This window comes from Pseudoalteromonas sp. A22 (assembly GCF_018141345.1).
Classification (GTDB): Bacteria; Pseudomonadota; Gammaproteobacteria; order Enterobacterales; family Alteromonadaceae; genus Pseudoalteromonas; species Pseudoalteromonas maricaloris.
This window is the reverse complement of sequence record NZ_CP047238.1, coordinates 283,552-309,648: the sequence shown is the minus strand read 5'-3', so window position 1 is coordinate 309,648 and position 26,097 is coordinate 283,552. Positions and strand designations below refer to the sequence as shown.

Here is a 26,097-nt window from a genome sequence, read left to right as displayed (position 1 = left end):
AAATACCCTATAACAACGGATACTAGGAGTTAGTTAAGGATGTCTCAGGTGCAAGCAATCATCGCTGATGACCACCCATTATTTCGCAGCGCACTCAAACAAGCCGCTGCACAAGCGATTGGTCATGACCCTATCAAAGAAGCCAGTACCTTAGACAGCTTATTCGAGATGTTGCTCGCGCATCCTGAAACAGAGCTAGTATTTTTAGACTTATCTATTCCTGGCGCGAAAGGTCTCGAAGGTCTTGCCCGGTTAAGAAATCAGTATCCAGACATATTAGTGGTCATGGTTTCAGCCAACGAATCGGCAGCCGTTATTAGCCAATGCATTGCCCTCGGGGCAAGCGCTTATATTCCCAAGTCTTCCTCACTAGAGGTGATCAGTGATGCCATCAAGCTGGTTATTGAAGGAGAAACTTGGTTACCCGAAATCGTGGATATCGCGCCTGAAAATGACAGCGAACAAGCACAATTTGCACGTAATTTAGAAAAGCTAACTCCCCAGCAATATCGAGTATTAACCATGATTGCCGACGGCCTTTTGAATAAGCAGATTGCGTATGCGATGTCGATTCAAGAGACCACCATCAAACAGCATGTTTCAGCTATTTTAAAAAAGCTCAATGTGTATAACCGCACCCAAGCTGGGATCCTATTTAATCAGCTGGCTACGGATGTACATCTCGACGATGAAGCGAGTGCTTAAATAACCTGAGCTGCGGATAATTAATGCCTTTCTAGCAGCCAGTTTTAGCGCTAACTGCGTTGAATTCACTTCCAATAGCCAGCTATTGGTGCGTAAATTCGCCTTGCTTTCCCTAAAACTCTCTGGCTAGACAAGGAAAAAACTAAGTTGTGCTTTAGAAACAATGAGTTGGAACATTCCTTATCCAAACCTCAGGTTAAATAACTAGATTAGTCGCTTAATCATGCGCTTTAGGGCCGGCGTTTTAAGTGGTTTATAGAGTAATGGGATCCCTGCATCACTCACTCGCTCGCGTATAGCCTCGTCATGGTTAGCCGTGTTAATAATGATTGGCATATCATCAAGCGCAAGCGCTGCTATTACCTCAAGTCCCGTGACACCATGATCAAGCTGATAATCCGCGATCAGCATATCTGCCCGACTCGTTGCTTGCAGCGCGCTAAGCTCTGCTTCATCTCGTGCCACAGCTACTTGGCACCCCCAACTTAGTAATACTTGAGATAATGCATTAAGTGCGTTGGCATCATTATCTAGCAACCAAATAGATAGACCCGATAATTGCGAATCACCGCTGGGCTTGTCAGCGGTTACTTCGGTCTTTTGATCTGTCTGCATTCCAAAACTTGGCAATGTTAAGGTAAATTGTGTGCCTTTATTAAGTTGTGAGCCAAGGGTAATGGGAATTTCCAACACTTCGCAAATTCGTTTGCTGATCGCAAGTCCAAGTCCTAACCCCTGTGCTAACTCTTTACTGTGAAGCTGTTTGAACTCTTGAAATATGGCGTCCTGATCTTGCTTTGCAATACCCACTCCTGTGTCTTCAACAATGATAGAAACACTCTCCCCCTGACATTCAGCGATAAGTCTTACCGTACCAGACTCAGTGTAACGGATAGCGTTACTCAGTAAGTTTCCCAATACCCTTTTTAGCAGTGCTTTATCGGTGTAGAGCATGACATCACAAACCCGCACCGCAAACGCTAATCCTTTGTCTTTCGCAACCGCCCCATATTCATTTTCCAATGGTTCCAGCAGTGACGACAATGCAAAGCGCGAGCGATTAACCTTAAACGCCCCAGCCTCTAACTTTGTGAGTTCAAGAATGCTCGACAACAGTTCTTCAGCACTTGCCAATGAACTTTTAATGCTTTGCGAAAGCTCAGCTAAGTCGGTCCCTTGGGCCTTTTCACTCATCAATGAGCAAAACAGGCTAGCTGCGTTAAATGGCTGTAACAGATCATGACTTGCTGCGGCGAAAAAGCGGGTCTTACTCTCCGTTGCATGTTCCGCTTGGCGTTTCGCAGAAGATAAAGCACGGTTGGCGTCTATCAACTCTTTGGTCCTTGCCGCGACCGTTTCTTCTAGATTTACATTTACTTGCTCTAGTAAGGATTGTTGTTTTACAAACTCGGTGATATCCGTATAGGTCGTTACAAATCCACCTCCAGGCAATGGGTTGCCTTGCATTTCAAACACTCGACCATCGTGATGCTCGCGGCGGTAGCGATACGCATTGCCTCGTCGTAAATGTGATAGACGTTTCTCTACTTGCTGCTCTACATCAGCATCACCAAATAGTCCACGCTGCGCATTGTAACGAATAAGCTCAGCCACAGGACGCCCGATAAACAACGCATTGTCTGGATAATTAAACATTTCTGCGTAGCGCTGGTTCCAAGCGACCAATTGCAGCTGGCTATCTACTACACTTATCCCTTGACTGACGTTTTCTATCGTTGACTGTAGTAAGTCGCGATTAAAACGTAGCACCTGTGACGCTTCATCGACAAATTCTGCAACTTGCTCTAAAGGTTGGCGTTTTTCATCTTTGGCAACATCTAAAATCAGTTTCGCAGATGCCCCTCCAACGAGCGTCGACATCTCCCGCTCGATCATATTTTCCACTTGCAATGGCGCTGGCAGTTTCCAGTTAGCAGGCTCTTTAGGAAAATGAAGCTCTACAAGCTGCTGTGCACGCGCTTGCTCGCTAAAGCGCTGCAGTAATGTTGCCAAATCCTGGTAACTCAATACCGTGTTAGCGGACTGTGCAGACTTGGACGGCATGACAAACTTATTGCTTTGTAGCCGCTCAGCAAGACGTGCGGATGAAATAAACGGCACCAGCAAATAAACCAACAAATTTGCACTTAAAGAGATCAAGACGGACTGGCTCGTACTGTCTAACCCCAGACCCAAAAAGTCTAAAGGTGCTAACCATCTTATATTCATAGGCCCCGCGCTCAGCCAGTGACTTTCGAAGTTAAAGCCACTAATGAGGCTCGGTAACAACAGCGTGTAAAACCAAATAGCAAACCCCGTCACAATCCCCAATTGCGCGCCTAAGCATGAAGCCCCACGCCACCATAAACCAACCACCATAGCGGGCGCAAACTGCGCAACCAAGGCAAATGACATGAGCCCCATATTCGCCAACGTGTTGCCCTCAGCCAGCACGCGATGACTGGCGTAACTCAATAATAAAATGCCAACAATAACCACCCGTCGAGCATTGAGCAGATTAAACTTAGATAAACCCCGATGGCTCGAATTTAACTGCGAGCGGCGCAACAAAAATTGATTGATAAAGTCATTGGTGATCATAATAGATAGCACGATGGCTGAGACTATCACCATGCTCGTCGCCGCAGAGAACCCTCCTAAAAAGGCTATCAAAGCGACTAAAGGTGCATCAGATCCCAGTGGTAAGGCAAGCACAAACGTATCGTAGCCAACATCTTGACCATTAAAATACACCAGCCCGGCATAGGCGATCGGCAAAATAAATAAATTAATCAGCAACAAATAAACGGGAAACAACCAGCGTGCGGTCTTAAATTGGTTTTGTTCATCATATTCAATAAAAGAGGTATGAAACTGCCTCGGCAAACACAACGTTGCCAATACCCCTAAAAGAACATGAACTAAATAAACATAGGTTGGGCTAGCCGATGCCTCTATTTGCTTGGTAATTCCCTGCTGCTCCGCCTGGTTAAATAAATGAGTAGGTGATTCAAAGAGCACAAAACAGACATAAACACCGACAGCAATAAACGCTAGTAACTTAACTAATGACTCAAAGGCGATGGCAGTCATCAATCCCGGGTTATGCTCACTCGGTCTCAGCCTACGAGTGCCAAACAAAATAGCAAACAGGGCTAACAGCAAGGTGATATAAAAAGTACTATCTCGCCAAAACGCGACACTCACCCGCTGGGTGTCACTTGTTAGCATACCGATACTGGCGCTGGTAGCATTAAGCTGAAGGGCAATATAGGGCACGACCGCAATAACAGAGATCAGAGAAATGAGTCCAGACAAACTAGAGGAATTACCGTAACGCGTGGCAATAAAGTCCGCCATAGAGGTGAGCTGCTGCTGGCGGCATATTTCAGCAATTCGTGTGTAGACTTGCCAACCAAATATAAACAGTAAAATCGTGCCAACATAAGTTGGGGCAAGCCACCAGCCATTATTTGCCGCTTGCGCGGTAGTACCAAAAAACGCCCAAGAGGTGCAATACACCCCAAGTGACAAGGCGTAGGTAACTTGCTTGGCACGATAAGATCTAAATTTAGTACTCGCCCTATCTGCGCCCCATGCAATGGTAAATAAAAGCGCTAAATACAGCAGCGCAATAAGACTGATCAGCCCGATAGAAAACATAACTGTGATGATTTTTTATTATTTGCTCTAGCATAACGGCTGTACAGTAAAAAGACAGCACACTTTAGTGCTACAGCTTATCACCACTTATAACCTAAAACTGCTGACCGATTTATCCAGTGCACGGGATAAAGACAGCAGCGACAATGCTTCATCTGACGCTCGCTCGGCTCCGGTTGCTGTCTCTTGCGCAGTTTCGCTGATTTCTGTCACACTTTGCGAAAGTTGCTGTGTAACCGTATTTTGCTCCTCAGAAGCACTGGCTATTTGCAGGTTCATATCTTTAATCGTACTCACAGAGGAGGAAATCGCTTGTAACACTTCATCCGTTTTCGCTGACTTGTCCGCTGTATCTTTAGCATCTTTCACGTTCTCTCGCATCATACCAACGGAGCGCTTCGCTTCATTTTGCAACTTAGAGATCATCTCTTGAATTTCGTCCGTGCTCTTTTGGGTGCGACTCGCAAGGCTTCTCACCTCGTCGGCCACTACAGCAAAGCCTCGCCCTTGTTCGCCAGCTCTTGCGGCTTCAATTGCTGCGTTGAGCGCCAACAAATTAGTTTGCTCCGCTATACCCCTGATAACATCCAAAATAGAACCTACCGACTCTGTTTCTTGTTCAAGATTCTCAATGGTTTTGCTAACATTTTCTATTTTACCAACTAGACCTTCCATTGCTTGCTGTGTTGCAACAACAACTTGAACACCTGAATTAGATTGAGAATCGGCATCGGTCGCGGCATCCGCTGCGAGTTGAGCACTTTGGGTTATCTCAGCAATCGTGGCAGCCATTTCATTCATCGAAACAGCACTATGACTGAGTTGCTCCATTTGGTTGTCTGCTCCTTGTTTAGACTGGGAGGTGATAGCACTAAGAGTTTCCGACGAGGAAGATAATGCATGCGTGGAGCTTTGGATTTCTGCAATGATGGCTTTTAGTTTGTCAGCCATATCACGCATTGCCAAATAAATACCGCTAACCGATTCCCCCCTGTCAAACTGTAGTGTGAGGTCGCCACTGGCTATCCTTGATGCCACTTCCGCGATTTCTTTTGGCTCCCCACCAATAGGGGCTTTGATTAGTCGTGTGATATACCAACTTAAAAAGCAGCCTAACAAAATTACCACAACAGATACTGCAATAATAATTGTTACTGTCTTCCTACTCTCACTTTGAGCTATGGGACCTAATTCATCCTGCCTTTCCTTGATCGATTCTTTCACACGTGCCAAATGCTCTGCGATATTTTGACCATTAATATTTAGTACTTCGGTAATCAGTCGATTTCTCTCTGTGATAATATCTTGTACTTCTCTCACTCCATCTAAGTAGCGTTCTCCTGATTGTTCTATATCAAGCAGTAAATTTTTTGCATTTTCATTCATAAACCTAGACTTAGACTGAGTTAGAAACATCTTCTCTTGTTTTAGTTCATCCATGGCTCTGTTGTAGTCATTTAACTGGTTACTCACTAAGAATTTCGTTACGAAAAGTCTTCCTAGCAGCAGCTTTTCCTGCATATGTGTAGCAGCCGCAAGTCCTTCAAAGTCACTCATATCAATGCTAGATTCTATTAATTGCGAAATATTCTTGCGCATTTGAGGGCCTATTTTATCCAGCCCGTCATGAACCACAGTATTTCTACGACCATAAAGTGCCATAATCTCCCTAAAAGCAGTTTCATATATAACCAAAGCTGTTTCACTTTTTTCAATGAGCTGCTTGCTTTCTTTTTGACTAAGGGCCTCCTTGGCTTCCGCTAATTCATCATGTAAAAGCTTTACCTTCTGTTCAAATTGTTCAATATCGTCTTTTGATTGCTGCTTCAAATAATTCAGCACATTGATCCTAAGTGAGAGCAAATTCGCTTCTAATGTACTTGCTAGATTGCTAGCCCTTGCCAAAGAGCGATACTCAACAAAATTACTATAACCGCCATTCAATCCAACATAAGCGACGCTAGAGAGTACAACCATAAGTACAATCATTACTCCAAATGAAGTAGATAATTGTTGGCTTAACCTTAACTTAGAAAGCATAAAAGCACCTGACATTGTATTTATAGATAAGCCTATCAGCATTCATAGATGCCAAAACTATTAGCTTGTATTTAATACAATAATCATTGTCGTGTTTTTTGATTTAGTAAAGAAATGTACCGATTAAAAATCGAACAAAGTAAAGTAACGACCTTTAATGCTCCATATTTATGATTGGCTTGTTGAATAAGGAGCGGCGTATTACGTCCAGCACTGCGATAAAGCTATCTACTCTGGAACAAATAAGTATATAGAGGTAATAACCAACCATCTTCGTTGTGCTCAAACATACATCCAGAAACGAAAAAGCCCCAGCTAATGCCGAGGCTTTATAAAAGTCTAATTTAGTTAAAAACTAAAATTAAGCTTTCTTAGGACGTTCAATCACGTCAACTAGCGTCCAAGACTTTTTCTTAGAAATTGGCGCACATTCGCGAATAGTCACGACGTAACCTGTGAGTAGCTGTGTTGTTTTCATCGTGTGCGTGCAACTTAGTTGTACGCTTGATGCTTTCTTTCTATAAAGAGTACCGTAGATCGGGTGGTTAACCTGACGCTCGATAGAAACAACGATTGACTTGTCCATTTTGTCGCTAACTACGATAGCGGCTTATAAAAGCTATCCAGAAACGCAAAAGCCCCAGCTAATGCCGGGGCTTTATAAAAGTCTAATTTAGTTAAAAACTAAAATTAAGCTTTCTTAGGACGTTCAATCACGTCAACTAGCGTCCAAGATTTTTTCTTAGAGATTGGTGCACATTCGCGAATAGTTACGACGTCACCTGTGAGTAGCTGTGTTGTTTTCATCGTGTGCGTGCAACTTAGTTGTACGCTTGATGCTTTCTTTCTATAAAGAGTACCGTAGATCGGGTGGTTAACCTGACGCTCGATAGAAACAACGATTGACTTGTCCATTTTGTCGCTAACTACGATAGCGGCTTATAAAAGCTATCCAGAAATGCAAAAGCCCCAGCTAATGCCGGGGCTTTATAAAAGTCTAATTTAGTTAAAAACTAAAATTAAGCTTTCTTAGGACGTTCAATCACGTCAACTAGCGTCCAAGATTTTTTCTTAGAGATTGGTGCACATTCGCGAATAGTTACGACGTCACCTGTGAGTAGCTGTGTTGTTTTCATCGTGTGCGTGCAACTTAATTGTACGCTTGATGCTTTCTTTCTATAAAGAGTACCGTAGATCGGGTGTTTAACCTGACGCTCGATAGAAACAACGATTGACTTGTCCATTTTGTCGCTAACTACGATAGCGGCTTATAAAAGCTATCCAGAAACGCAAAAGCCCCAGCTAATGCCGGGGCTTTATAAAAGTCTAATTTAGTTAAAAACTAAAATTAAGCTTTCTTAGGACGTTCAATCACGTCAACTAGCGTCCAAGATTTTTTCTTAGAGATTGGTGCACATTCGCGAATAGTTACGACGTCACCTGCTAGTGCTGTGTTGTTTTCATCGTGCGCGTGCAACTTAGTTGTACGCTTGATGAACTTACCGTAGATCGGGTGTTTAACCTGACGCTCGATAGCAACAACGATTGACTTGTCCATTTTGTCGCTAATTACACGACCTTGTACAGTACGGATCTTATCGCTCATTATGCACCTGCCTTCTGGTTAATAACCGTTTTCACACGCGCAATATTGCGACGTACTTTCTTAAGCTCGTGAGTTTGAGCTAGCTGACCAGTGCTCGCTTGCATGCGCAGGTTGAACTGCTCACGAAGAAGCTCTAGAAGTTCAGCATTTAGCTCTTCTACGCTTTTGTCTTTAAGTTCGCTAGCTTTCATTACATTACCGTCCGAGTTACAAATGTTGTTTTGAAAGGTAATTTACGAGCAGCTAGGTCGAATGCTTCACGAGCAAGCTCTTCTGAAACACCTTCCATCTCGTAAAGTACTTTACCAGGCTGAATTTCAGCAACCCAGTATTCAACAGAACCTTTACCTTTACCCATACGAACTTCAAGCGGTTTCTCTGTAATTGGCTTATCTGGGAATACACGGATCCAGATTTTACCTTGACGCTTGACGTGACGTGTCATAGCACGACGAGCTGCTTCGATTTGACGAGCAGTCATACGGCCACGGCCAGTCGCTTTCAAGCCGAAAGAACCGAAGCTAACTTTGTTACCGCTGGTAGCCAGACCACGGTTGCGGCCTTTGTGTACCTTACGGAATTTTGTACGTTTTGGCTGTAACATTAGTCGCTACCTCTTACTTAGCACTTTTTTTAGCTTTCTTCGGCGCACGTTTAGCTGGCTTCTCTTGCTCTTGAACTAGTGGAAGACCACCAATTACTTCGCCTTTGAAGATCCAAACCTTAACACCGATGATACCGTAAGTGGTCAAAGCTTCTGAAGTTGCGTAGTCGATATCAGCACGTAGAGTGTGTAGAGGTACACGACCTTCACGGTACCACTCAGAACGTGCGATTTCAGCACCGCCTAGACGGCCGCTTACTTCAACTTTGATACCCTTAGCACCTAGGCGCATTGCGTTTTGTACTGCGCGCTTCATAGCACGACGGAACATAACACGACGCTCTAGCTGAGAAGAGATACCGTCAGCAACTAACTGTGCATCTAGCTCTGGCTTACGTACTTCTGCGATGTTGATTTGCGCAGGTACACCAGCAAGCTTAGTTACAGCTTGGCGAAGCTTTTCAACATCTTCACCTTTTTTACCGATAACAACACCAGGACGAGCTGTGTGAATTGTTACACGGATTGATTTAGCTGGACGCTCGATAACGATCTTAGCTACAGAAGCACTTTTCAATTCCTTAGTAAGGTATTGACGTACTTTGTGATCGCCAAAAAGCTGTTCAGAGAAATCTTTTGTATTCGCGTACCAAGTAGATACCCAAGGCTTTGAGATACCTAGGCGAATACCAGTAGGATGAACTTTTTGTCCCATTACTTATATCTCCTAGCTATCCGATACCACAACAGTGATGTGGCTTGTACGCTTAAGGATACGGTCTGCGCGTCCTTTAGCACGTGGCATAATACGTTTCATTGTAGGACCTTCGTCTACAAATACTTTAGCCACTTTAAGCTCATCAATGTCAGCACCTTCGTTGTGCTCCGCGTTCGCGATAGCAGACTCAAGTACTTTCTTAACTAATACAGCCGCTTTCTTTGGGCTGTACGCCAGGATTTCTAGCGCGCGATCAACCGGAAGTCCACGGATTTGATCTGCCACTAGACGTGCTTTCTGCGCCGAACCAGAGGCGAATTTGTGTTTAGCTAATGCTTCCATCATACCCTCCGATTAACGCTTCTTAGCTTTCTTATCCGCAGCGTGACCGCGGTAAGTACGTGTAGGTGCAAATTCACCCAGTTTGTGACCGATCATTTCGTCTGTGATGAACACAGGAACGTGCTGACGACCATTATGGACAGCGATGGTCAATCCGATCATGTTAGGTATGATCATTGAACGACGGCTCCAAGTTTTAATTGGCTTCTTGTCACCGCTTTCCAACGCTTTCTCTACCTTCTTCAGCAAGTGTAGGTCAATAAATGGACCTTTCTTGAGAGAACGTGGCATGGCAATTCCTCAACTATTATTTAGTACGACGACGTACGATAAACTTATCAGTACGCTTGTTCTTACGAGTCTTGTAACCTTTAGTAGGTACGCCCCATGGAGATACAGGGTGACGACCACCAGAAGTACGACCTTCACCACCACCGTGTGGGTGGTCAATCGGGTTCATGGCAACACCACGAACTGTAGGACGGATACCACGCCAACGATTTGCACCAGCTTTACCTAGTGAACGTAGCATGTGTTCTGCGTTACCTACTTCGCCAAGAGTCGCACGACAATCAGACTCAACCTTACGAACTTCGCCAGAGCGAAGACGTAGTGTTACGTATTGACCTTCACGAGCAAGGATCTGTACGTAAGCACCAGCAGAACGTGCAATTTGTGCACCTTTGCCAGGTTTAAGTTCAACGTTGTGTACAGTAGAACCTACAGGGATATTACGCATAGGTAGTGTGTTACCAACCTTGATTGGTGCATCAACACCAGATTGGATTGCATCACCTGCTTTAAGACCCTTAGGTGCAATAATGTAACGACGCTCACCGTCTGCATATAATACAAGAGCGATGTTTGCGCTACGGTTTGGATCGTACTCTAGACGCTCAACTTTAGCTGGAATGCCATCTTTTGTGCGTGTAAAGTCGATTACACGGTAGTGTTGCTTATGACCACCACCGATGTGACGAACCGTGATACGACCGTTGTTGTTACGACCACCTGATTTAGAGTTTTTCTCTAATAGCGGAGCGTAAGGCTTACCCTTGTGTAGATCAGGGTTAACCACTTTAACGACGTGACGACGACCCGCAGAAGTTGGTTTACACTTTTGAAGTGCCATAATTCTAACTCCCCTTATTACTCGGCGCCGCCGACAAAGTCTAGCTCGCTACCTTCTTTAAGAGTAACGTATGCTTTTTTCCAATCGCTACGACGGCCAAAACGCATACCAGTACGCTTTGTCTTACCCTTAACATTTAGAGTGCGAACACCAGTTACTTCTACTTCGAAAAGCTTTTCTACAGCTGCTTTAACTTCAGCTTTAGTTGCATCTTTAGCTACTTTGAAAACGATAGTGTTGTTTTCTTCAGCAGATACAGTGCTCTTCTCAGAGATGTGTGGAGCAAGGATTACTTTTAAAAGACGTTCTTCACGGATCATGCTAGCGCCTCCTCAAGTTGCTTAACAGCAGCAGCAGTAATCAGAACCTTATCGAAAGCGATTAGGCTTACTGGGTCGATGCCAGCTACGTCACGCGTGTCAACCTTGTACAGGTTACGTGCAGAAAGGAATAGATTCTCATCTACTTCTTCAGTCACGATTAGTACGTCTTTAAGCTCAAGTTCTTTAAGCTTAGCTACTAGTTCTTTAGTCTTTGGTGCTTCTAGACCAAAGTTTTCAACAACTACTAGACGATCTTGACGAACAAGCTCAGAAAGAATGCTCTTGATCGCACCGCGATACATTTTACGGTTAACTTTTTGGCTGTGATCTTGCGGCTTAGCTGCAAAGCTCACACCACCGCTGCGCCAGATTGGGCTGCGGATTGTACCAGCACGTGCACGGCCAGTACCTTTTTGGCGGAATGGTTTCTTACCACCACCGCGTACTTCAGAACGTGTCAATTGAGCACGAGTACCTTGGCGAGCACCTGCTGCATAAGCAACAACTACTTGGTGTACCAATGCTTCGTTAAACTCACGTCCAAAAGTAGCTTCGGAAACTTCAAGCGCGCCAGCGCCTTTAATTGCTAATTCCATCACTAAATCTCCAGGACTTATGCTTTAACAGCTGGTTTAACGATAACGTCACCGCCGATAGCGCCAGGTACTGCACCTTTAACTAAAAGCAAGTTACGCTCTGCGTCAACACGTACTAGTTCAAGGTTCTGTGTCGTTGAACGAACATTACCCATTTGACCGGCCATTTTCTTACCTTTGAAAACTTTACCAGGAGACTGGTTTTGACCGATTGAACCAGGAGCACGGTGAGATAGAGAGTTACCGTGAGTTGCGTCTTGCATGCTGAAGTTCCAGCGCTTAACACCACCTTGGAAACCTTTACCTTTTGAAGTACCAGTAACGTCTACTTTTTTCACTTCAGTGAAAAGTTCAACAGTTAGCTCTGAACCTACTTCAAATTCACCTTCACCGCCGTTAAGACGGAATTCCCACAGGCCGCGACCCGCTTCAACGCCAGCTTTAGCGAAGTGACCCGCTGCTGGTTTGTTTACACGGCTTGCTTTTTTCTCGCCTGCAGTAACTTGAAGCGCGTTATAACCGTCAGTTGCGTCAGATTTGATCTGCGTAACACGGTTAGGAGTCGCTTCGATAACTGTCACAGGGATAGATACACCATCTTCAGTGAAGATACGTGTCATACCCACTTTACGACCGACTAGACCTAATGCCATTTTCCTAAAACCTCTCTAATCTTCCGATTAACCCAGGCTGATTTGAACATCAACACCAGCAGCAAGGTCTAGGCGCATTAGAGCGTCTACAGTCTTGTCAGTTGGTTCTACGATGTCGATCAGACGTTTGTGGGTGCGGATTTCATACTGATCACGCGCGTCTTTGTTTACGTGCGGAGAGATCAATACTGTGAAACGTTCTTTGCGCGTAGGTAGTGGGATTGGACCACGAACCTGTGCACCAGTGCGCTTCGCTGTTTCCACGATTTCCGCCGTTGATTGGTCAATCAAACGGTGGTCAAAAGCTTTTAGGCGAATACGAATGCGTTGATTTGACATTCTTAAACCTCAAAATAAAAAGAGCATTTAAAAAGAGCATAAAAAAACGACCGAGACTAACTCAATAATTCCTGAGAAGTCGGTTGTTAATTTATTTCTACCGTTGAACTCACAATTGGAGTTCCTGTTCATAGGGCCTGAAATCCAGACCTTTCATTTACTTTCCTAGACACTATGGTCAAGAAAGTCTGCATATTATAGTGATATTGGTGATAAATGCAACAACTAATACAAAGTAATTTTATAGCTAGGATCCGTAGGCGCTGTCGCGCAGATACAGCGCTTTGAACATACACCATCTTTCTCCCACACAAAGCACATAGAACAAAATTCACTCTACTCAAGCGTTCGCTTCTGTTAGTCTTCCATAGTGAAATATTGCGACAAGAAAACATGGATGACGCCTTTGTAAATGGTCAGTCCAGTTAAATCTTGGTATTCTATGGCTAATGATAATTGTTCGGTATTCCCATGCAGATTTTTTCTTATTTGCTTACAACCATCGCTCGCTGTAGCAACTGGCTTTTTGTTAAAAGTAAAGTATTGCCAGAGCATCCCATCGAGGATTACGAGCTAGATCCCAGCATTCCCACATTTTATGTAGCGAGACTCGACTCGGTATCAGACATGGTCGCGCTAGACGTTATGTGTAAAAAGCTTGGTTTACCAAGACCGTCTCAAAAAGCGCGAATAGGCAACAAAGAGCTCAATCGCTTTGTTGGGATCCAGACTCCGCCAAGTGTCTTTGGTAATAGTCATAAACCAAGTGATGCGCTTGAACATAGCAAAGCGATTTTTGAAGCGCTAAAAGATGATAACAATACCGATGCGCAGGTTATTCCGGTCACCATATTGTGGGGTCGTAATCCAGGTAAAGAAAAGCCAGGTGTGGGAACCTTATTATCCAACTCATTAACACCGAGCTGGCTGCGCAAATGCTTTGTGATCTTGTTTTCTGGCCGGGATAACTTTGTTCGATTTTCCCGCCCGATTGAACTCAACCAATTGTTAAACGATAAAGCAGACGTTGAGGAGCTACCACATAAGCTACTGCGCGTTGCACGTGTGCATTTCCGTCGTCAAAAATTGGCCGCTACCGGCCCCAAACTGCCATCACGTGAGCAGCTATTTAATTCTATCTTAGCGTCGCAAAGTATTAAAAAAGCCATTGCAGACGAAGCAAAGGCAAAAGGTCTAAGTCAGGAAGAAGCGAGATTACAAGCACTGAGGTTATTAGACGAAATAGCCGCAAACTATTCAGACGCCATGGTACGTGTAGCTGACAGGGCCCTCACTTGGCTGTGGAACAAGCTTTATAATGGTATTGAAGTTAATAACTCAGACAAAGTACAAGCACTTGCGGACAAAGGACACGAGATTATTTACGTACCATGTCATCGTAGCCATATGGATTACTTACTGCTCACTTATGTGATTTACCATCAGGGTTTAGTACCACCGCATATCGCAGCTGGCGTTAATCTCAACTTTTTCCCTGCGGGCCCGATTTTCCGTCGTAGTGGCGCCTTCTTTATTCGCCGCTCCTTCTCTGGTAACAAACTCTATTCCGCGGTATTCAAGGAATATTTAAGTCAGTTATTCATCAAAGGGTATTCCGTTAAGTTTTATACCGAAGGCGGCCGCAGTCGTACCGGTCGTCTACTTCCACCAAAAACGGGGATGCTGGCAATGACACTGCAATCTATGCTTCGCGGCATTGATAGACCTATTTCCCTCGTACCCGTGTATCTCGGCTACGAACATGTTATGGAGATCAACACCTACCTCAAAGAGCTAGCTGGCAACAGTAAGAAAAATGAGTCTATCTTTGGTATTTTTAAGGCGATTAAGAACCTTAAAAACTATGGTAGAGGGTATTTAAATTTTGGCGATCCAATATCAGTCAACCAATTTTTAAATGAGCATCAACCAGATTGGCGTGATTCTATCCACCCCACCGAGACTCAAAAGCCAGCTTGGCTAAACAAGCAAGTTGCCGATCTCGCTGATGTTATCATGACTGAGATAAATAACTCTGCAGCACTGAACTCAGTGAATTTGCTTGCGACTATTTTGCTGAGTAACGAGCAATTTGCATTGCCTAAATCACAACTGCTACAACAGCTCGATTTGTATCTTGGACTACACAGACATGCACCTTATCACGACAATGCGACGGTGCCAGATTCGAGCTCTGAGGGCTTACTCGATCATGCACTTAAGCTTGATAAGTTCGATATTATTGAAGACAGTTTTGGCAGCATCATTAGTGTTAAGGAAAAAGAACGCGCTCTGCTTAATTATTACCGTAACAATATTCTGCACCTGTTTGCCGTACCAAGCTTAATCGCTCAGCAGCTCTTCAATCGCTACAGCTTGACTGTAGATGAGTGCCGTAAAGAGGTAGCGCTTTTGTATCCCTTGTTTGCAAAAGAGTGGTTCTTAACAGACCTTAAGACAGGATATATAGAGTCTATTTTTGAATACTTTGCGGCTAAGGGTCTAATCACCTTTGATGGTCACCTAGCCTCAGTTAACAAAGATGGTAGCGCATTGGCACAATTAGAAATGTTAGGTAAAGTGATCCACTTAACGCTTGAGCGCTACGCAATCACGATTAACCTGGTTAAGCGTCATCAAGGATTAAGTCGTAGCGAGCTTGAAAAAGAAAGTGCACTTCTTGCCGACCGACTAGGAACTTTACACGGTATCAAAAGCCCAGAGTTTTTTGACAAAAAAGTGCTCAGTGCGTTTGTCACTAGCCTAAAAGAGCAAGGCTTTATAGAACAAGATGAAGCCGCGGGCATTCGTGGCACAGAATCACTACATATCTTAGAGCAGTACTTAAAAGCCCTGCTACCTGCTCGAATACATCAGTCTATTCAGCATATCGTCTAATATCATAAGGCCCCAATTTAGGGGGCCTACTTTATGGTGCATAGCAAAGCTTAAGTTAGACGATTATCTACTACTTGCTTTATAACAACAGCAATAACACATAGTGCTGCCGCTATATCTACAGAGATCATTTGATGCGGCCAAACTAAAGCGATACCTAAAAGCGCTAACACCATCCTGATAGGTTTATTGAGCTTCGCCTCCGCATAGCCATATATCGCTGCTGCCAAAGCGTACATCCCCACAAGCGCGGTGAAAAAAACCTGCATGATCTCGAAATTACTCCCCCCGATAAACGGCGTATAAGCAAACAGTAAGGGAACGATGTATAGCGCTTTGGCCGTTTTCCATGCTTCTATACCTGTTGCCATCGGCGGTGTTTTGGCAATTCCCGCAGCGGTAAAAGCGACCAAACATACTGGCGGTGTTACATTGCTATCTTGCGATAACCAAAAAATAATCATATGGGCAGAAAGTAGCATCATGGCTAAATGCGTTGCATCAAATTGGCTACTGCGAATAATATCAATAGCCTCTGGCGGCAAGCTTGCCAAAATAGTAAACACTTGAGCCGCTGTAATATTTGGCTGGTTGTATATCTCACCTAGTGCTGGCGCCATCATACTCATCATCATCGTCGCAGTATCATTGAGTTGACCATTTACTATGACCTCTACCAGTGCTGACTGGCTGATCAAGCCATACAAAGCCGGTGCAGAAAGCGTTGCCAACACAATATATGATGCCGTCACAGGCAGCCCCATACCGATAATTAGCGAGGCCAATGCAATCAATACCAACAACAGTATCAAGCTTGCTCCCGCCCATTCATTTATCATTAGAGAAAAAGTAACCCCTAAGGAGCTGATCGAAATACAATTCACCAGCATGCCAATGGCAACCAATAATATTGCTGTCTTGGCGCTGTTTTCAGTTGCATTTGCAAGCGCAGCCAAAATCTTTGACCACCTCATCGGCGCAGGTGAAAACAAAGAAAACAGACACACACTGAGCGTCGCAATGCTGACTGCATAAGTTGGCGTAAAGCCATAAATCATCAATGTTACGAGCAACACGATAGGTAATAAATGATGCCAACCGGACTTCAGCTCTTGCCAAGCACTCAATTGCCCTGACTCTAATGCTGGCTGGATATTCAAACGTTTAGCTTGAATACGTACAAAGATGGCAATAGATGCAAAATAAAGCAGTGCGGGAACAAAGGCCGCCGCAATTATCGTAAGATAAGGAATTTGAGTATAGGAGGCCATCACAAATACACCTGCCCCCATAATCGGCGGGATCAGCTGACCTCCCGTCGATGCTCCCGCTTCAACTGCTGCCGCAAACTTTGCAGGAAAGCCAGCTTTCTTCATTAATGGAATGGTGATCACCCCAGTTGCCGCTGTATTCGCGATAGCTGAGCCCGATACGGAGCCCATCATGCCCGAGCTGACGACAGCAACAAGGCCTTGTCCGCCAACCATTCGACCAACAAGCGCATTGGCAAAGCGAATGATAAAATCTCCTGTTCCTGCTTGGACTAGAAATGCACCAAACAGGATAAACATAAAGACAAACGTCCAAGAAATTTTAGCAATAGGTCCAAACAAGCCGTCATCAAAGTAATTGCGAAACAAAATAGTTTCTGCGCTTAAACCAGCAAAATGAAACACGCCATCAATATACTGTCCCAAAAACAGTACATAACTCATCGCCAGTAGGATCATCATCGGGATAAACCAGCCCATACAGCGTCGGACCAACTCAAGCGCTAGGAGTACAGCGGTGGAAGATGCTATCCAGTCAGCCGTAGCAAATTCATAATTACGCGCAGCCAGCGCATCACTGTACAGAACAAGATAGCCGCAGCTCACGATTAAACCGATAAATAGCCCGATATCAATAACGCTAGAAAGCACTGCTAATTTGCCAATTCTAAGTGGCAAGGTGAGTAAGATAATGCTACCAAATAACATGAAATGGATGGCTGAAATATAATTATCCGGCCAAGTGGCGACCAAGTTAAAATAGAGGTGCAACAGACTCGTGAGTATCGCTAAATAAAAAGCGATCCGATCACGAGTTGGTGCTGCTACTGCGCTTTGCTCATTGCTACTATTACTCATTGATAGATACTATCCCATTTTACTTAGTTGACGGCGTTATTGCAGATGAGCAGGTACGGCAATACCTATTTCTTTATAATACTTCAGCGCACCGGGATGTAGCTTAGCAGGCAGTCCCATGAGTGCCTTTTCTATCGCCATGGCTTTAGTCGCTTTATGGATGGTTTGAAGAAAGACTAAATTTTCATAAATTGCCTTGGTGAGTAGATATACATCTTCCTCACTCATGTCTTTATGTGCTGCAAGAAAGTTTGGCTGCGCAATCGTTTTAATTGCGTTAGTTTGACCGGGGTAAGTGTTAGCTGGGATCTCGAAGCGTGACCATAGCTCTACCTCAGCGTTGACTTTATTTAGCTGCTCATCAGTAAAATCCAGCACAGTGATACCATTGGCATCGGCTGCATAAGCACTTGTAATAGCGCTGACAGGTACTCCTGCTGGAATATTCATTCCCGCAATCTGACCATTTTGTAGGGCGCTAGAAGAGCCCGCGTAACCTTTATGCACCAAAGTGAATTTGTCACTATCAACGCCCAGTGCAGCCATGATGTGCTTCCCAGAACCTTCCGTTCCAGAGTTACGCTTACCAATGCCAAACCCTTGTGAATATAGGTTTTTCAAATCTGAGACGTTGCCCGTTTTGGCATACTTCTTAGCAATGACAAAGTGCTCTACGTTTTGCCACAGCATAGTCACAGAACGCAAATAACCTTGTTTGCCAACGGGTGCCATTGCCCCCGTCCCCTGCGTCGCCCACGCACCGTAAAGACCCTGTAGAATAGCCAGTTCAGCTTCTTTATTACGCATGAGTTTGAGGTTATCACCAGAACCAGCAGAGGTAATTGCCGACACGCTCATACCGTGCTGCGGCGTGACTTTTAGCTTAGTTAGTGTCGCAATCGCGACGCCTACTGGGTAAAAAGTGCCACCAGATGAGGCTGTCGCCAAAATATAAGATCTGTCTTTATCTACATTAGCAAAGCTTGCAAAAGTACATAGTGACATTGTGATACTGAGCACAGTAAAAATTGTTCGAGCCGAAAGACCTAACATCTTTACACTCCCTAATTTTAGGTTTTATATGGGCTTATTGTGCACACCTTTACGCAATTAACCAAATTTTTACGTGACTGGTGGCAGGGTATCTGCGTATAGAATAGGGAGATTAAATGGTGAAAATATGGATTTTAAGCTGTCGAAAGCTAATATAAGAACATTATCGGATTGTTCGTTATAACCATCACAATGACAAAAATGAGGCTTTAATAGGAGAATAACCCTTTTCCTTTGTCGCGATATAAAATCGCTGCTACGACAAAGAGTTTATCGCGAGGTAAACTCGCTCCCACCACAAAAATTCTATCTTTAAAATCGCGATGTAAAGTCACTGCTTCGACAAAGAGTTCATCTTTTAGAGCGTAATAATAAAAAGTCTGTACTCCTTATCGGAGAATGACCCTTTTCACTGGTCGCGATATAAAATCGCAGCTACAAGGTATTATAAAAGCCTGTACGTCTTTATTGGAGAACGACCCTTTTCGCTGGTCGCGATATAAAATCGCTGCTACGAGGTATTAAAAAAGGTCGAACTCCTATTAGAGAACGACCCTTTTCATTTGTCGCGATATAAAATCACAGCGACAAGGCATTAAAAAAGGCCGCCAAAGCGACCTTTTTTATGTGTGTTACGACAATCTAAAGATTACTCTTCGATTGTTGCAACAACACCAGCACCTACTGTACGGCCACCTTCACGGATAGCGAAACGTAGACCTTCGTCCATCGCGATTGGTACGATTAGCTCAACAGTCATCTTGATGTTGTCGCCAGGCATTACCATTTCTACGCCGTCTGGTAGCTGGATGTCACCAGTTACGTCTGTTGTACGGAAGTAGAACTGTGGACGGTAACCTTTGAAGAAAGGAGTGTGACGACCACCTTCATCTTTCGAAAGTACGTATACTTCTGAAGTGAATTTTGTGTGTGGCTTGATTGAACCAGGCTTACATAGTACTTGACCACGTTCAACTTCATCACGCTTAGTACCACGTAGTAGTGCACCGATGTTCTCACCCGCACGACCTTCGTCTAGAAGCTTACGGAACATCTCAACACCCGTACAAGTTGTCTTCGTAGTTTCTTTAATACCTACGATTTCTACTTCGTCGTTCACGTTGATGATACCAGCTTCTACACGGCCTGTTACTACTGTACCACGACCCTGGATTGAGAATACGTCTTCGATAGGCATGATGAATGGCTTATCGATGTCACGCTCTGGCTCTGGGATGTAAGAATCTAGTGCTTCTGCAAGCTCAACGATTTTCGCTTCCCACTGCTCTTCGCCTTCTAGTGCTTTAAGCGCTGAACCTTGGATTAGTGGTAGGTCATCACCTGGGAAGTCGTACTCAGAAAGTAGTTCACGAACTTCCATCTCTACTAGCTCTAGTAGCTCTTCGTCGTCAACCATGTCACATTTGTTCATGAATACGATGATGTAAGGTACACCAACCTGACGAGAAAGTAGGATGTGCTCACGTGTTTGAGGCATAGGACCGTCAGTAGCAGCAACTACTAGGATCGCGCCGTCCATCTGTGCAGCACCTGTGATCATGTTTTTAACATAGTCAGCGTGTCCTGGACAGTCTACGTGTGCATAGTGACGAGTTGGTGTGTCATACTCAACGTGTGAAGTTGAGATTGTGATACCACGCTCACGCTCTTCTGGAGCGTTATCGATTGATGCGAAGTCTTTTGCTTCACCACCGTATACTTTTGCAAGTACGTTAGTGATTGCTGCAGTTAGAGTTGTTTTACCGTGGTCAACGTGGCCGATTGTACCTACGTTTACGTGCGGTTTTACGCGTTCAAACTTTTCTTTTGCCATGACGAAACCTATAAGTTTTGTGTATCTAGATTACATATAAAAATAATCCACGACGAGTGTGGATTAGAATTATTCAGTCTATTATAAATATTTTTTCGACAATTCAAAGGAAGTATTTGAGAAGATTCTTCGGAGACTGGTGCTGATAGGCAGATTTGAACTGCCGACCTCACCCTTACCAAGGGTGCGCTCTACCAACTGAGCTATATCAGCACGCCAGACGAACTGGAGCGGGCAGCGGGAATCGAACCCGCATCATCAGCTTGGAAGGCTGAGGTAATAGCCATTATACGATGCCCGCTTTAGGAACCTGTTCTTAACTACCTCTAACCGTCAAGAATAAAGTGGTGGAGGGAGCTGGATTCGAACCAGCGAAGGCTGAGCCGTCAGATTTACAGTCTGATCCCTTTGGCCGCTCGGGAACCCCTCCACGTAAAATTCTTTCCTAAAGCATCCTATACAAGATAGGGTAAAAAGATGGTGCCGACTATCCGAGTCGAACGGATGACCTACTGATTACAAGTCAGTTGCTCTACCAACTGAGCTAAGTCGGCACTGCTTTAGTACGGGGCGAGATATTAGAGCAACCATTGACTCGATGCAACAGGAATATGCAAAAAATCTTAAATTTATTGTTCAAACGCTCAGTTTTAAGCCAATCCCATGACATTTTTACAGTTATTGCGGGTTTTTCCACCAAACTGACAGCCCTTTGAATACCAAAAGGTCATCAAAAACCGCTGACACAATATGGTTTTTTATTAACTCGCCATATCCACCTGCGCACAATACCAACGCAGACTCATTATTAAGTTGCTGTTTTGCACTATGTACGAGCCCAAGTGTTGCGGCTAACGCACCATTTTTCACCGCTTCTGGTGTATTTTTAGCAAATTCTGCGGCAAACGGCGTGTTGTCATCACAAAATACCCGCTCTGCACGCGCGGTAATACTGGAAATCATGAGATCGATGCCTGGTAAAATCCACCCTCCCATGTGTATCCCTTGTGCAGTCACTACATCAACCGTGGTCGCAGTGCCAGAATCAATTACGATAATATCTTGTGTTGGATATAGAGCATGCGCGGCAAGTACCGCAAGCCACCTATCAATTCCCAAATTTTTAAAATTAGGATAGGCGCAAGTTACCCCAGCTCGCCTTGGCGATACGTGTGCTTGCTCTAACACAAGACCAAACTCAGAGGCGCGACTTTCCACCCACTGTAATCCTGCTCCCTTACCAACCTGAGAGCAGACAATTGCAGTTAGCTTTTGCCATTCAATATCACTTTCTTTTACAGGACTAATACGGCCTTCATGCTCAAGCGCATATTTAACTGCAGTATTACCTACGTCAATTAGCAGTTTCACGATATCACCTTTCTTAACGAAATTTCACCGCCATAAAAAGCTTTCAGCTCACCATCTTGCCTAAGCAATAAGCCGCCTTGCATATCGATGCCTTCACAGATCCCACGCCATTCTCTTTGTCCTGTACTCAAGGTTACCGCGTCACCTTTAAAGGCATTTAGACTATTCCATTCGGTCACCATTTCGCTCAGTCCAGACTCTTTATACTGGGCAAGACGCTCAGACAAAGAGTGAGTGAGCTGCACCACTAACTGATTTTTATCAATTTGGCCTAAGTGCGTTTGCAGATCTGTCCAAGCTTGGTCGATGTGTTTAGAGGCTGATTCTGGCATGCATATATTTAGCCCAATCCCAATTACAAGATGGCAAGGCCCTTCTACCTGCCCCTCTAGTTCAACCAAGATCCCCGCCAGTTTTTGCTGGTTGAGATATATATCGTTTGGCCATTTTAGTTCAACGGAAATACCATAAAGAACCTTTAACGCATCATATACTGCAAGTCCTACAGCAATAGATAAGCCCATCGCGGCTTGCATGCCAGCGTCAAACTGCCAGTAATAACTGTAATAAAGGTTAGCACCAAAGGGCGATTGCCATACCCGACCTCTGCGCCCTCTGCCAGCTTGCTGCATTTCAGCCACCAAGACATGGCCTGAGCCTATATTCTGTTTGTCCTGCAAACGACGCATTAGCTCGCTATTCGTGGAGTCTATAATTGCGTGATATTCGATTGGACATTCACTTTGAAATTGCTGTTGCCATAGAGTATTCAACTTACTTTGATGAATCAGCGGTAAGCTATAATTGAGTTTATAACCGCGGCCATTGACTCGAAAAATATCCACGCCCATCTCTTGCAACGCCGCTATATGCTTCGCAATAGCCGCGCGACTAATACCTAGTTGCTCGCCAAGTTCTTGCCCTGAGATAAATTCTCCTTTATTCAAGGCCGCTAAAATCGTTTGCTTTTTATGATCAGGCGTTTTCATGGCGTTCCACACTTTGCAACTGACATTCACCATGCTTTGTTATAAGGCGCACTTCATGCTCAAGTAACACAGCAAATTTTTGCCAAACGGTTTGCTGAATATGACTCACTAACTGTGTTAAATCTTCACCGGTACTGCCACCACTATGAACAAGTACCAGTGCTTGTTTCTCATACACACGAATGGCTCCACGGTGGCAGCCTTTTAGACCCGCTTTGTCAATTAACCAGCCAGCCGCAAGTTTTACATGGTCATTGTCCACATCAAACGCTGGCATCTCTGGAAATTTACTTTGCAACTGAGCTGCAAACGCCCTATCAACTACTGGGTTTTTAAAAAAGCTCCCGGCATTTGCAAGCATCGCAGGATTGGGCAATTTACTGTTTCGAGTAACTATCACCGCTTCACAAATCTCTTGCGCGGTTGCTGTATCACTCAAGCTTTGTAGAGGGCCATAACTTAACGTTGGCTGCCAACGTTTAGGCAATGTCAATGTCACTTCAGTAATAACGAACTTATCTTTTAGGCGGTGTTTAAAGACTGAATCTCGATAACCAAATTCACACTCTGCATTGGTTAATGTCGTGAAACGCCGCTCAGCGATATCAAATCCTCTAACGGCGGTGATAAATTGTGATACTTCAACGCCGTAGGCGCCGATATTTTGTACCGGCGCCGCACCAACAGTACCAGGGATCAGCGCGAGATTTTCTAACCCGTCAATTCCGTTATCAAGCAGCTTTGTAACGAGCTGGTGCCAGTTTTCTCCAGCTGCAACTGTAACGATATAATCATCATCTTGTTGCTCGATATCGACACCTAAGGTCGCAAGCTTAATAACGGTTCCAGCATAGTCTTCCAGAAAAATGGTATTACTCCCTTCCCCAATTAAAAAGAAAGGACGACTGAAATCGAGCTCAACCAGCGCATGTGGATCTGTGATAACGATAAGGGACTCGCAACCCGATGGCAGCGAAAAAGTGTGATAAGACTGCAAACTTGTCACTGCAGCACCTTGCCAATATTAACTAAACTGGCGCTAGTGTAGCGCATTGCCCTGACTTACGCATTAACGTCATCTTACCCATCATTTTATGTAACCCATCGGCTTATACTGTTTAAATGGTTAGAAATTAGTTATGTTAGCCGCTCTAATTGGGAATATTCTTTTTATAAGAGCAGCATTATGATGAAACTTTCGGCACTTTCGCTCAGCCTTGCCATGGCTGGCCTTGCCCACACTGCTGATGTAAACGCAGCCGTTGACCAACACACTTACGCCAATCTTAACGATGTTATTACCACACACTTGCATCTAGACCTAGACGTTGACTTTGAAGATAAGCAGCTAGAAGGTTTTGTTGAACACACACTAGATTGGCAGAATCGCCAAGCAAGAACGTTGGTACTAGATACGCGTGACCTCGAAATCGATAAAGTGATGTATCAAGGTAAAGATGATAAATGGCATACCGCCAAGTTTGATCTTGCCAAGCGCGATGATGTGAAAGGTGCTAAGTTAACTATTCACTTTAAAGAGCAAGCAAAAAAAGCACGTATTTATTACAACAGCTTGCCAGTAGCATCAGGTCTACAGTGGTTAACACCGCAGCAAACCGCAAGTAAATCTCACCCATTTATGTATAGCCAATCTCAAGCTATTCATGCTCGTAGTTGGATCCCTGTGCAGGATACGCCAGCAATGCGTGTGACTTACTCTGCTCGCGTACATACGCCTAAAGATGTACGTGCGGTAATGAGTGCGGACAATACCGGCGCATTGATCAAAGATGGCGATTATTGGTTTGATATGCCGCAAGCTATCCCACCGTACCTAATTGCAATTGGTGCAGGTAACCTTGAATATAAAGAGATGTCGCACCAAACTGCGATTTTTGCAGAACCGCAAATCCTTGATGCCTCTGTTGCAGAGTTTAATGATACGCAAGCGATGATCGATAAAACCAATGCCATGTATGGTGAATACGCTTGGGGTAGATACGACCTGCTCATGTTGCCGCCTAGCTTCCCGTTTGGTGGTATGGAAAATCCACGCCTGTCATTTATCACGCCAACTGTAGTTGCCGGTGACAAAAGTTTAGTAAACCTAATCGCCCATGAGTTAGCGCACTCTTGGTCTGGCAACTTAGTGACCAACGCGACGTGGGAAGACCTATGGCTAAATGAGGGTTTCACCTCTTACGTTGAAAACCGTATTATGGAAGAAGTGTTTGGTCGTGACCGCGCGGTGATGGAACAAGCACTTGACGCTGCAGGCCTACGCGCACAACTTAAAACTATCGCCGCCCCTGATACACGCATGAATTTAGAGCTTAATGGCCGCGATCCTGACGATGCGTTTAGCTCTGTACCTTACACTAAAGGTCAATTATTCCTTATTTATCTAGAAGAAAAGTTTGGTCGTGACAAGTTCGACAAGTTTGTTAAAACCTACTTTAACACTTTTTCTTTTAAATCTCTGACTACTGATGAATTCGTCGCGTACTTAGACAAAAACTTACTACAGCAATATCCTGGTATCGTGAGCTTAGAAAAAGCCAAAGAGTGGATTTATGAGCCAGGCTTGCCAAGCGATGCACCGAACCCAACTTCTGATGCCTTTGAAAAAGTGGATGCGCTAACCCAAGCTTGGCTAAAAGACGAGAAAACACTTGCAGATTTACCGACCGACGCTTGGACAGTACATGAATGGCTGCACTTTATTAATAACTTACCAAGAGATCTCGCCATCGAGCGTATGGAAGCATTGGACAAGGCATTTAAGCTGACGCAATCGACCAACGCTGAACGCGCATTTGCTTGGTATATGCTAGCAGTAGGTAACGGCTACCAAGCTATTTACCCAGACCTTGAAAAGCACTTGGTAAGTATTGGTCGTCGTAAGCTTATTGTGAATTTATACAAGTCTCTCATTAAGCATGGCAAACGTGACTGGGCTTACCGTGTTTACCAGCAAGCACGTCCGGGATACCACCCACTTGCTCAAGGCACCATCGACGCCTTATTTGAATAATACTAATTGTATTAGGTAAATGAGCTATTTGAATCGGAGAAATAGCTTTAGTAGCTAGGCAAAAATTT

25 protein-coding genes and 4 tRNA genes are annotated in these 26,097 nt (G+C 44.4%); 3 read left to right on the top strand and 26 right to left on the bottom strand.

Going from position 1 to position 26,097, the window contains the following annotated elements; genetic code table 11:
- The first annotated feature begins 39 nt into the window (after positions 1 to 39).
- Positions 40 to 705: a response regulator transcription factor gene (locus GSF04_RS06280; RefSeq protein ID WP_211859056.1), complete on the top strand. Its 666-nt coding sequence runs from the start codon at positions 40 to 42 to the stop codon at positions 703 to 705.
- Positions 706 to 909: 204 nt separating this feature from the next.
- On the opposite strand, the gene GSF04_RS06275 is transcribed toward GSF04_RS06280, so the two are convergent.
- The 16 genes from GSF04_RS06275 to rpsJ form a co-directional block, all read right to left on the bottom strand.
- Complete coding sequence (locus GSF04_RS06275) at positions 910 to 4,368, bottom strand: PAS-domain containing protein (RefSeq protein WP_211859055.1); 3,459 nt, start codon at positions 4,366 to 4,368, stop codon at positions 910 to 912.
- Positions 4,369 to 4,455: 87 nt separating this feature from the next.
- Positions 4,456 to 6,408 (bottom strand): methyl-accepting chemotaxis protein, encoded by a 1,953-nt coding sequence (locus GSF04_RS06270; protein ID WP_249122439.1) that lies wholly within the window; start codon positions 6,406 to 6,408, stop codon positions 4,456 to 4,458.
- A gap of 361 nt (positions 6,409 to 6,769) precedes the next feature.
- Positions 6,770 to 6,994 (bottom strand): 30S ribosomal protein S17, encoded by a 225-nt coding sequence (gene rpsQ, locus GSF04_RS06265; RefSeq protein WP_211859053.1) that lies wholly within the window; start codon positions 6,992 to 6,994, stop codon positions 6,770 to 6,772.
- Positions 6,995 to 7,098: 104 nt separating this feature from the next.
- Positions 7,099 to 7,341: a 30S ribosomal protein S17 gene (locus GSF04_RS06260; protein WP_260492385.1), complete on the bottom strand. Its 243-nt coding sequence runs from the start codon at positions 7,339 to 7,341 to the stop codon at positions 7,099 to 7,101.
- A gap of 86 nt (positions 7,342 to 7,427) precedes the next feature.
- Complete coding sequence (gene rpsQ, locus GSF04_RS06255; RefSeq protein ID WP_211859051.1) at positions 7,428 to 7,652, bottom strand: 30S ribosomal protein S17; 225 nt, start codon at positions 7,650 to 7,652, stop codon at positions 7,428 to 7,430.
- Positions 7,653 to 7,756: 104 nt separating this feature from the next.
- Positions 7,757 to 8,014, bottom strand: a complete 258-nt coding sequence (rpsQ, locus tag GSF04_RS06250; protein WP_010607740.1) for a 30S ribosomal protein S17 — start codon at positions 8,012 to 8,014, stop codon at positions 7,757 to 7,759.
- A complete protein-coding gene (gene rpmC / locus GSF04_RS06245; RefSeq protein ID WP_010376372.1) occupies positions 8,014 to 8,205 on the bottom strand; it encodes a 50S ribosomal protein L29 in 192 nt (63 codons plus the stop codon). The genes rpsQ (GSF04_RS06250) and rpmC overlap by 1 nt, the downstream gene beginning before the upstream one ends.
- Positions 8,205 to 8,618 carry a 50S ribosomal protein L16 gene (gene rplP / locus GSF04_RS06240; RefSeq protein ID WP_010376373.1) on the bottom strand — a complete coding sequence of 138 codons (414 nt, stop codon included), beginning with the start codon at positions 8,616 to 8,618 and terminating at the stop codon, positions 8,205 to 8,207. The genes rpmC and rplP overlap by 1 nt, the downstream gene beginning before the upstream one ends.
- A gap of 13 nt (positions 8,619 to 8,631) precedes the next feature.
- The gene (rpsC, locus tag GSF04_RS06235) at positions 8,632 to 9,333 is read right to left on the bottom strand and encodes a 30S ribosomal protein S3 (protein ID WP_010376374.1); all 702 of its coding nucleotides are present in this window, start codon (positions 9,331 to 9,333) and stop codon (positions 8,632 to 8,634) included.
- 12 nt (positions 9,334 to 9,345) lie between these two features.
- Positions 9,346 to 9,678: a 50S ribosomal protein L22 gene (rplV, locus tag GSF04_RS06230; RefSeq protein WP_010376375.1), complete on the bottom strand. Its 333-nt coding sequence runs from the start codon at positions 9,676 to 9,678 to the stop codon at positions 9,346 to 9,348.
- 12 nt (positions 9,679 to 9,690) lie between these two features.
- Complete coding sequence (gene rpsS / locus GSF04_RS06225; RefSeq protein WP_010376377.1) at positions 9,691 to 9,969, bottom strand: 30S ribosomal protein S19; 279 nt, start codon at positions 9,967 to 9,969, stop codon at positions 9,691 to 9,693.
- 16 nt (positions 9,970 to 9,985) lie between these two features.
- Entirely contained in the window at positions 9,986 to 10,810 is an 825-nt protein-coding gene (gene rplB / locus GSF04_RS06220) for a 50S ribosomal protein L2 (RefSeq protein ID WP_010607737.1), read from the bottom strand.
- A gap of 17 nt (positions 10,811 to 10,827) precedes the next feature.
- Entirely contained in the window at positions 10,828 to 11,130 is a 303-nt protein-coding gene (gene rplW / locus GSF04_RS06215; protein WP_010376382.1) for a 50S ribosomal protein L23, read from the bottom strand.
- Positions 11,127 to 11,729, bottom strand: coding sequence for a 50S ribosomal protein L4 (gene rplD / locus GSF04_RS06210; RefSeq protein ID WP_010376385.1), 603 nt, complete (start codon positions 11,727 to 11,729; stop codon positions 11,127 to 11,129). Before rplD ends, rplW begins: the two co-directional genes overlap by 4 nt.
- 17 nt (positions 11,730 to 11,746) lie before the next feature.
- The gene (gene rplC / locus GSF04_RS06205) at positions 11,747 to 12,382 is read right to left on the bottom strand and encodes a 50S ribosomal protein L3 (protein WP_010376387.1); all 636 of its coding nucleotides are present in this window, start codon (positions 12,380 to 12,382) and stop codon (positions 11,747 to 11,749) included.
- Between the two features lie 27 nt (positions 12,383 to 12,409).
- Positions 12,410 to 12,721, bottom strand: a complete 312-nt coding sequence (gene rpsJ, locus GSF04_RS06200; RefSeq protein ID WP_010376390.1) for a 30S ribosomal protein S10 — start codon at positions 12,719 to 12,721, stop codon at positions 12,410 to 12,412.
- Between the two features lie 471 nt (positions 12,722 to 13,192).
- Here rpsJ and plsB point away from each other — a divergent pair, with 471 nt between their 5' ends.
- Positions 13,193 to 15,619, top strand: coding sequence for a glycerol-3-phosphate 1-O-acyltransferase PlsB (gene plsB / locus GSF04_RS06195; protein WP_211859050.1), 2,427 nt, complete (start codon positions 13,193 to 13,195; stop codon positions 15,617 to 15,619).
- 50 nt (positions 15,620 to 15,669) lie between these two features.
- Here the strand turns inward: plsB and GSF04_RS06190 are convergent, their stop codons facing one another.
- From GSF04_RS06190 to murB, 10 genes are all read right to left on the bottom strand, one after another.
- Positions 15,670 to 17,748 carry a TRAP transporter fused permease subunit gene (locus tag GSF04_RS06190; protein WP_211859049.1) on the bottom strand — a complete coding sequence of 693 codons (2,079 nt, stop codon included), beginning with the start codon at positions 17,746 to 17,748 and terminating at the stop codon, positions 15,670 to 15,672.
- A gap of 36 nt (positions 17,749 to 17,784) precedes the next feature.
- Positions 17,785 to 18,801 carry a TAXI family TRAP transporter solute-binding subunit gene (locus tag GSF04_RS06185; RefSeq protein WP_211859048.1) on the bottom strand — a complete coding sequence of 339 codons (1,017 nt, stop codon included), beginning with the start codon at positions 18,799 to 18,801 and terminating at the stop codon, positions 17,785 to 17,787.
- Positions 18,802 to 19,450: 649 nt separating this feature from the next.
- On the bottom strand, positions 19,451 to 20,635 hold the full coding sequence (gene tuf, locus GSF04_RS06180; protein WP_119230648.1) for an elongation factor Tu: 1,185 nt from the start codon (positions 20,633 to 20,635) through the stop codon (positions 19,451 to 19,453).
- A 137-nt stretch (positions 20,636 to 20,772) separates the two neighbouring features.
- A tRNA-Thr gene (locus tag GSF04_RS06175) sits at positions 20,773 to 20,848 on the bottom strand.
- A gap of 13 nt (positions 20,849 to 20,861) precedes the next feature.
- A tRNA-Gly gene (locus GSF04_RS06170) sits at positions 20,862 to 20,936 on the bottom strand.
- Positions 20,937 to 20,980: 44 nt separating this feature from the next.
- Positions 20,981 to 21,065, bottom strand: a tRNA-Tyr gene (locus tag GSF04_RS06165).
- 48 nt (positions 21,066 to 21,113) lie between these two features.
- Positions 21,114 to 21,189, bottom strand: a tRNA-Thr gene (locus tag GSF04_RS06160).
- A gap of 124 nt (positions 21,190 to 21,313) precedes the next feature.
- Positions 21,314 to 22,006, bottom strand: coding sequence for a type III pantothenate kinase (locus GSF04_RS06155; protein WP_211859047.1), 693 nt, complete (start codon positions 22,004 to 22,006; stop codon positions 21,314 to 21,316).
- On the bottom strand, positions 22,003 to 22,995 hold the full coding sequence (gene birA / locus GSF04_RS06150; protein WP_174170915.1) for a bifunctional biotin--[acetyl-CoA-carboxylase] ligase/biotin operon repressor BirA: 993 nt from the start codon (positions 22,993 to 22,995) through the stop codon (positions 22,003 to 22,005). The genes GSF04_RS06155 and birA overlap by 4 nt, the downstream gene beginning before the upstream one ends.
- Positions 22,982 to 24,001, bottom strand: coding sequence for a UDP-N-acetylmuramate dehydrogenase (gene murB / locus GSF04_RS06145; RefSeq protein WP_211859046.1), 1,020 nt, complete (start codon positions 23,999 to 24,001; stop codon positions 22,982 to 22,984). The genes birA and murB overlap by 14 nt, the downstream gene beginning before the upstream one ends.
- 183 nt (positions 24,002 to 24,184) lie before the next feature.
- On the opposite strand from murB, the gene GSF04_RS06140 reads away from it, so the two are divergent.
- On the top strand, positions 24,185 to 26,029 hold the full coding sequence (locus GSF04_RS06140) for a M1 family metallopeptidase (RefSeq protein WP_211859880.1): 1,845 nt from the start codon (positions 24,185 to 24,187) through the stop codon (positions 26,027 to 26,029).
- Positions 26,030 to 26,097 lie beyond the last annotated feature (68 nt).

Excerpts from the sequence above, each read along its gene's own strand:
- rpsC (WP_010376374.1), bottom strand. The coding sequence starts at position 9,333 with ATGGGACAAAAAGTTCATCCTACTGGTATTCGCCTAGGTATCTCAAAG.
- rplV (WP_010376375.1), bottom strand. The coding sequence starts at position 9,678 with ATGGAAGCATTAGCTAAACACAAATTCGCCTCTGGTTCGGCGCAGAAA.
- rpsQ (WP_211859053.1), bottom strand. The coding sequence starts at position 6,994 with ATGGACAAGTCAATCGTTGTTTCTATCGAGCGTCAGGTTAACCACCCG.
- GSF04_RS06275 (WP_211859055.1), bottom strand. The coding sequence starts at position 4,368 with ATGTTTTCTATCGGGCTGATCAGTCTTATTGCGCTGCTGTATTTAGCG.
- GSF04_RS06270 (WP_249122439.1), bottom strand. The coding sequence starts at position 6,408 with ATGCTTTCTAAGTTAAGGTTAAGCCAACAATTATCTACTTCATTTGGA.
- rplP (WP_010376373.1), bottom strand. The coding sequence starts at position 8,618 with ATGTTACAGCCAAAACGTACAAAATTCCGTAAGGTACACAAAGGCCGC.
- GSF04_RS06140 (WP_211859880.1), top strand. The coding sequence starts at position 24,185 with ATGAAACTTTCGGCACTTTCGCTCAGCCTTGCCATGGCTGGCCTTGCC.
- rpsJ (WP_010376390.1), bottom strand. The coding sequence starts at position 12,721 with ATGTCAAATCAACGCATTCGTATTCGCCTAAAAGCTTTTGACCACCGT.
- rplD (WP_010376385.1), bottom strand. The coding sequence starts at position 11,729 with ATGGAATTAGCAATTAAAGGCGCTGGCGCGCTTGAAGTTTCCGAAGCT.
- rplB (WP_010607737.1), bottom strand. The coding sequence starts at position 10,810 with ATGGCACTTCAAAAGTGTAAACCAACTTCTGCGGGTCGTCGTCACGTC.
- GSF04_RS06280 (WP_211859056.1), top strand. The coding sequence starts at position 40 with ATGTCTCAGGTGCAAGCAATCATCGCTGATGACCACCCATTATTTCGC.
- plsB (WP_211859050.1), top strand. The coding sequence starts at position 13,193 with ATGCAGATTTTTTCTTATTTGCTTACAACCATCGCTCGCTGTAGCAAC.
- tuf (WP_119230648.1), bottom strand. The coding sequence starts at position 20,635 with ATGGCAAAAGAAAAGTTTGAACGCGTAAAACCGCACGTAAACGTAGGT.
- rpsQ (WP_211859051.1), bottom strand. The coding sequence starts at position 7,652 with ATGGACAAGTCAATCGTTGTTTCTATCGAGCGTCAGGTTAAACACCCG.
- rpmC (WP_010376372.1), bottom strand. The coding sequence starts at position 8,205 with ATGAAAGCTAGCGAACTTAAAGACAAAAGCGTAGAAGAGCTAAATGCT.
- rplW (WP_010376382.1), bottom strand. The coding sequence starts at position 11,130 with ATGATCCGTGAAGAACGTCTTTTAAAAGTAATCCTTGCTCCACACATC.
- rpsQ (WP_010607740.1), bottom strand. The coding sequence starts at position 8,014 with ATGAGCGATAAGATCCGTACTGTACAAGGTCGTGTAATTAGCGACAAA.
- GSF04_RS06185 (WP_211859048.1), bottom strand. The coding sequence starts at position 18,801 with ATGTTAGGTCTTTCGGCTCGAACAATTTTTACTGTGCTCAGTATCACA.
- GSF04_RS06190 (WP_211859049.1), bottom strand. The coding sequence starts at position 17,748 with ATGAGTAATAGTAGCAATGAGCAAAGCGCAGTAGCAGCACCAACTCGT.
- birA (WP_174170915.1), bottom strand. The coding sequence starts at position 22,995 with ATGAAAACGCCTGATCATAAAAAGCAAACGATTTTAGCGGCCTTGAAT.
- rpsS (WP_010376377.1), bottom strand. The coding sequence starts at position 9,969 with ATGCCACGTTCTCTCAAGAAAGGTCCATTTATTGACCTACACTTGCTG.
- rplC (WP_010376387.1), bottom strand. The coding sequence starts at position 12,382 with ATGGCATTAGGTCTAGTCGGTCGTAAAGTGGGTATGACACGTATCTTC.